Here is a 6,254-nt window from a genome sequence, read left to right as displayed (position 1 = left end):
AGTGCCCACACAGATTGTCTGTTTCTTCTTTTTAAAGAGCTAACAGCGTTTAATTAACTCAACATTTCGTTGTTTTACTTCGCTGCCTCAAGGGTTGCGTATATTACTCACTTCACTCCTAGACGTCAACCCCTATTTTAAAAAATTTGTTTTTTTTGAATTAAGTGGTTTTTTTTTGCACAAAACACACTTTTATAAGGTTATTTTTATTTGTTTTACTACATTAATAGCCTTATTAATCGCTTCTTTGGGCGTTACCGCTTTAGCTAGTGCAACGCCCATTCTTCTTATTCCTTTTACTTCTGGTTTGCCAAATAGACGCAAATCTGTTTGTGGCTCACTTAATGCTTTATCTAAATTAGCAAAAGAAACTTGTTTTGAATTCCCCTCTACCATTAAAACGGCTGAAGCGCTTGCTCCATATTGTTCAATAATAGGAATAGGTAGTCCTAATATTGCTCTAGCATGTAATGCAAATTCAGATAAATTTTGTGAAATAAGTGTAACCATACCTGTATCATGAGGACGAGGAGAAACTTCGTTAAACCAAACTTGATCACCTTTAACAAATAATTCCACACCAAACAAACCACGCCCACCTAAAGCATCAGTTATTTTAGTTGCAATGTCTTTTGCTAAGTTTAATGCCTTGTTGGACATTTGCTGTGGTTGCCAAGATTCTCGGTAATCACCTTTTTCTTGACGATGTCCGATAGGTTCACAAAATGAAACCCCATGAATATGCCTAACGGTTAACAATGTCACCTCATAATCAAAATCAATAAAGCCTTCAATGACAACTTTTCCACCGCCCGCTCGCCCACCTTCTTGCGCATATTTCCATGAAGATTCAATATCTGCTTCACTTTTTAATAAAGATTGCCCTTTACCTGAAGAACTCATAACTGGTTTAACCAAACAAGGAAAACCAAGTTCCTTAACCGCTGCTTTATACTCTTCTTCATTTGATGCAAACCGATAGGAGGATGTTGGTAAGTTTAATTCTTCGGCAGCAAATCGACGAATACCTTCCCGATTCATAGTCAATTGTGTGGCTTTTGCAGTAGGAATAACAGTAAAACCATCTTTTTCCAATTCAATTAATGTATTGGTTGCAATTGCTTCTATTTCAGGAACAATATAATCTGGTTTTTCTATTTCAATGATTTTTTTTAAAGCATCACCATCTAACATATTAACAATATGGTAACGATGAGCGACTTGCATTGCCGGTGCATCTGGATAACGATCCACCGCAATCACTTCACACCCCAATCGCTGTAACTCAATAACAACTTCTTTAGCTAGTTCGCCTGCACCACATAGTAATACTTTAGTTGAAGCCGGTGATAACGGAGTACCTAATCTTGTCATAATTACCTTTATGTTTATTAACTAATATATTCCAAAATAAAAAATCGGGATATAGTCCCGATTTTTAATAAACTAAGTTATGCTTCATAAGGATCGCGCAAAATCATTGTTTCACTACGATCTGGACCTGTTGAGATTATATCAATTGGCGTTTCAGTCAACTCCTCAATTCGTTTAATATAATCTTTTGCTGCTTGTGGCAAGGCATCATAACGCTTAACACCAAAAGTTGACTCACTCCAACCAGGCATTGATTCATAAACAGGTTTGACTAAACTCCACTCTTCAGCTGCTGCTGGTGCATTTTTTATCACATTACCGTCTGGTAATTGATAACCAACGCAGATTTTTACTTCCTTAAGCCCATCTAATACATCAAGTTTAGTTAAACAAAATCCAGAAACAGAATTGAGTTGTACTGCTTTACGAACAGCAACTGCATCAAGCCACCCTGTACGACGACGGCGACCTGTCGTTGCACCAAATTCATTACCTTGCTTACAAAGGTATTCACCCACATCATCAAATAACTCTGTTGGGAATGGGCCAGCACCAACACGTGTAGAGTAAGCCTTAACAATACCAAGTACATAACCAACATAGCGAGGACCAAAACCAGAACCTGTCGCAACGCCACCAGCTGTAGTATTAGAAGAAGTAACAAAAGGATAAGTGCCATGATCAATATCAAGTAATGTACCTTGTGCACCTTCAAACATGATCTTTTCGCCTTTTTTACGGGCATCTTCCAATAAAGCAGGCACATCAGCAATCATTGAGATCAGAATATCGGCAATTGCTAATGTATCATCTAAAACTTTCTGATAGTCTACAGCTTCTGCTTTATAATAATTAACTAATTGAAAATTATGATACTCCATCACTTCTTTTAGTTTTTCAGCAAAAGCTTGGCGATCGCGTAAATCACCAACACGGAGTCCACGACGAGCAACTTTATCTTCATAAGCAGGCCCAATACCACGCCCAGTTGTTCCAATAGCTTTACTGCCACGCGCTTTTTCACGAGCTTGATCTAACGCAATATGATAAGGCAAAATTAAAGGACATGATTCAGAAATAAGAAGCCTTTCTTTAACAGGAATGCCGCTATTTTCTAACTCTTTCATTTCTTTCATCAAAGCATCAGGGCATAGCACAACACCATTTGCAATAATGCTTATTACATCATTACGTAAAATTCCTGATGGAATTAAATGTAATACTGTTTTTTCACCATTAATCACTAATGTGTGACCAGCATTGTGCCCACCTTGATAACGAACAACATACTTTGCTTTTTCTGTGAGTAAATCAACAACTTTACCTTTGCCTTCATCACCCCATTGTGTACCTAACACAACAACATTATTACTCATAGATTATTTACTCATTTAATTATTAGATTTTAATTTCATATATTGCAAAAACTCACTGTCAGGGCTAATAACCATGACATCATTACCAGTAAAGCTTTGTTCATAAGCTTTCAAACTACGGATAAAACTAAAAAATTCTACATCATTACTAAAAGCATCAGCATAAATTTTAGCCGCATTAGCATCTCCTTCTCCACGAATAGCTTGAGATTGCCGTTCAGCTTCAGATAATATTTTTGTGACTTCCAGTGTCGCCTCTGCTTGTATTTCATTCGCTCTATTAACACCTTGATCGTATTGATTTTCTTTCATTTTTTCATAAATAGGTTTAGACACTTCTTGAGGAAAATCAATTTTTTTTATACGAATATCAACAATTTCAATACCAAAAGATTTTATACTTATTTTATTACTTTCAGAATCTTTTTCAGCCTCATTAACAATATTTTCTGCTGATTTATTTTCAACAGTTTCCTGAGTGGGAGCGTTTAATGCATTTTTAATACTCGCCAAAATAGAAGTATGAGAACCATTAAGAATATCAATAGTATCTAGTTTGCCAATTTCAGTCTTTAAACAACTATTTACTTGAGCAAACAATAAATTTTCAACACTATTATTTCCTGTAGTAATAGCTTCGTAGTATCGATTAAAATCAACAACTCTCCATTGTACAAAATAATTAACAACTAAATCTTTATTTTCACGAGTTATGAATTTTTGATCCAGAGCCGCGTTATTTGAATTATTAATAGTTCGGATCTTAGCATCAATAACTTTAACCTTATCCATTCCCGGAATTTTAAAATGCAATCCAGGATCAGATAATTTTATAATTTTATTAAATCGTAAAACAACACCACGAGTTCCTTCTTCGACAACATAAGCACTGGAAAAAAACAAACCAACTAAAATCAATATTATAGGAATCAATAATTTGCGCATATTTATCTCCTCATTTCCCTAAAAACCGTGGAGTCCGCGCAGTATTGCCGACATTAGAGTTATTCGTGCTGTTTTTAACCTCTTTAGGTGATTCCACTGTTGTCTGAGACTGATCTTTTACCGCTTCAGAAGAACTCGATGTATCTTTACTATTTTGGTTTGGTAAAGCCCCTAAATTAGAATTTTTTTCATTTTTATTTTTTAACAGTTGTTCTAATGGTAGAACCATTAAATTTCCACTTTTATCATTAACTATAATTTTGCTAGTTTTGGCTAATATCCTTTCCATCGTTTCAATATATAAATGTTCTTTTGTAAGTTCTGGTGCCACTTTATATTGTGGTAAGATTTTTTCAAAACGAGCCACATCACCAGCAGCTTCAAGTTCCACTTTTACTTTATATGCATTTGCATTAGCTAGCATAACAGCAGATTGAGTTTTTGCTTCTTCAATTTGTTTATTCTTTTTATTTATAGCTTCATTTATTTCATTTTTTTTATCTTTCTGAGCTTTCATAACATTACTAAAAGCTTCTTGTACTTCTTTAGAAGGACTAACTGTTTGAAAATTAATATCTACTATACCAATTCCCATATTATAATTACTGATAATATTAGTTAACTCATCTTTTATACGATTTACTAGTTCAGAACTACCATCTGTAAGGTCACTATTCACACCAGATCTATCAAATTCAGTATGCAAAGCACTATCCGCTGCTTGTTGTAGGCTATCTTTAACATTAGTGACATTAAATAAATATTTAATAGGATCGACAACGCTATATTCTACCTTCATACCAACAAAACCCAAATCATCACCGGTTGTTATCATAAAACCGTCTAGATTAAAATTATGCGTACTTTGTGTATCAACTTTATACACTTTATCAACTAAAGGTAGATTCCAATTTAATCCAGGCTGAATAATTTCGGGTTGAACTTTACCAAAGCGAGTAACCACACCACGTTCATTTTGATTGATAACATAAAAACCGCTCATACCCCAAATAATAACCAGTAAAACAACTACAGATACAATAATTCTAGTAGTATTCATCGGTAATTTAATCCCAGAGCCACCTCTATTATTACCAAAATTACCTTTTTTAAATAATTTCTTAACGTTATCAAATAAACCAGTAGACGAATTATTAGTTGGTTTTTTGTTATTATTATTACCCCATGGATCGTTATCTTGTCCGTTATTACCGGGCTGATTCCACGCCATATTTATATGCTCCATTTAACAATTAGTTGCTATTTTGTTTATCGATTAAGTATAACAGATCTGGCTCTTGTTTACAGAGACGATTCCATTCAATTAAAGGCATTCTCACATCTAAATGAAAACTACCATCATCATTAATAAATTCATGTTCTACCGCATTTAGCTGATAAAAACGACTTCTAAGCCTTGCCAAATGAGTTGGTAAGCTTAATTGACAAACTTGAATTTGTTTAGAAAGCCTTTCTTTTAATGCAATAAATAAAAGATCTAATCCTAAACCATTTTGCGCTGAAATCCAAACTCGAATTGGCATACCATGTTCATCTCGATCAATACTTGGTTGTTTACCTTCTATTAAATCAATTTTATTCATAACAAGTAATGTTGGAATTTCGTGAGCATCGATTTCAAGCAACACTTCATCAACGGCATGCATATTATCCAATAAATTAGGATCTGCTGCGTCAATGACATGTAGTAACAATGTTGCTTCTTGCGTTTCAAGTAATGTTGCTTTAAAAGCCGCAATAAGATCATGAGGTAAATGGCGAATAAAACCAACAGTATCAGCTAAAACAACTTCACCAACATCATCAACAATAACTCTTCGTAGCGTTGGATCAAGTGTAGCAAATAGCTGATTAGCAGCATACACATCTGCATTTGTTAATGCATTAAATAGTGTTGATTTACCAGCATTAGTATATCCAACTAAAGATACTGTTGATAAATCAGCTTTATTTCTTGATTGACGATTTTGATTACGCTGTTTTTCAACTTTAGCAAGTCTTGATAAAATTAACTGAATACGATGACGAATCAACCTTCTATCTGTTTCTAATTGAGTTTCACCGGGCCCACGTAAACCAATCCCACCTTTTTGTCGTTCTAAATGTGTCCAACCCCGAACTAAACGGGTAGAAAGATGCTGTAATTGCGCTAATTCAACTTGCAATTTACCTTCATGAGTTCTGGCGCGTTGCGCAAAAATATCAAGAATTAAGCCTGTTCTATCAACAACACGGCATTTACACAATTGTTCTAAGTTACGTTCTTGGGAGGGAGTTAAAGTATGGTTGACTAAAATAACAGAAGCATCAAGTTGCTTAACCTTTTCTGCTACCTCTTGCGCTTTACCTTCACCAATAAAATATTTGGTCTGAGGCGCTTTTCTTGAAGTTGTCACAATATCGAGAATATCTATTTGAGCAGAAGAAACTAAAACTTCAAACTCTTTAAGATCCTCGATATCGCTTTCTTGGGGGAAGAATACATGGACTAATAAGGCAGTTTCACCACCTTTATATCGTTCAAACAAGTAAATTCTC

5 protein-coding genes are annotated in these 6,254 nt (G+C 34.7%); all 5 read right to left on the bottom strand.

The features are described from left to right. Positions 1–192: 192 nt before the first annotated feature. Positions 193–1,374 (bottom strand): formate-dependent phosphoribosylglycinamide formyltransferase, encoded by a 1,182-nt coding sequence (gene purT / locus GQ594_RS10895; protein ID WP_160412814.1) that lies wholly within the window; start codon positions 1,372–1,374, stop codon positions 193–195. A gap of 77 nt (positions 1,375–1,451) precedes the next feature. Next, a complete protein-coding gene (locus tag GQ594_RS10890) occupies positions 1,452–2,750 on the bottom strand; it encodes an adenylosuccinate synthase (protein WP_160401399.1) in 1,299 nt (432 codons plus the stop codon). Positions 2,751–2,765: 15 nt separating this feature from the next. Then, the gene (hflC, locus tag GQ594_RS10885) at positions 2,766–3,695 is read right to left on the bottom strand and encodes a protease modulator HflC (RefSeq protein ID WP_160412812.1); all 930 of its coding nucleotides are present in this window, start codon (positions 3,693–3,695) and stop codon (positions 2,766–2,768) included. A gap of 10 nt (positions 3,696–3,705) precedes the next feature. Continuing rightward, positions 3,706–4,926: an FtsH protease activity modulator HflK gene (gene hflK / locus GQ594_RS10880; protein WP_160412809.1), complete on the bottom strand. Its 1,221-nt coding sequence runs from the start codon at positions 4,924–4,926 to the stop codon at positions 3,706–3,708. A gap of 22 nt (positions 4,927–4,948) precedes the next feature. Next, a complete protein-coding gene (gene hflX, locus GQ594_RS10875) occupies positions 4,949–6,244 on the bottom strand; it encodes a ribosome rescue GTPase HflX (RefSeq protein ID WP_160412807.1) in 1,296 nt (431 codons plus the stop codon). Positions 6,245–6,254 lie beyond the last annotated feature (10 nt).

It is taken from the genome of Gilliamella sp. Pra-s52, assembly GCF_009795805.1.
Taxonomy (GTDB): domain Bacteria; phylum Pseudomonadota; class Gammaproteobacteria; order Enterobacterales; family Orbaceae; genus Gilliamella.
The sequence above is the reverse complement of the archived record's forward strand: the minus strand, read 5'-3'. Positions and strand labels throughout refer to the sequence as shown.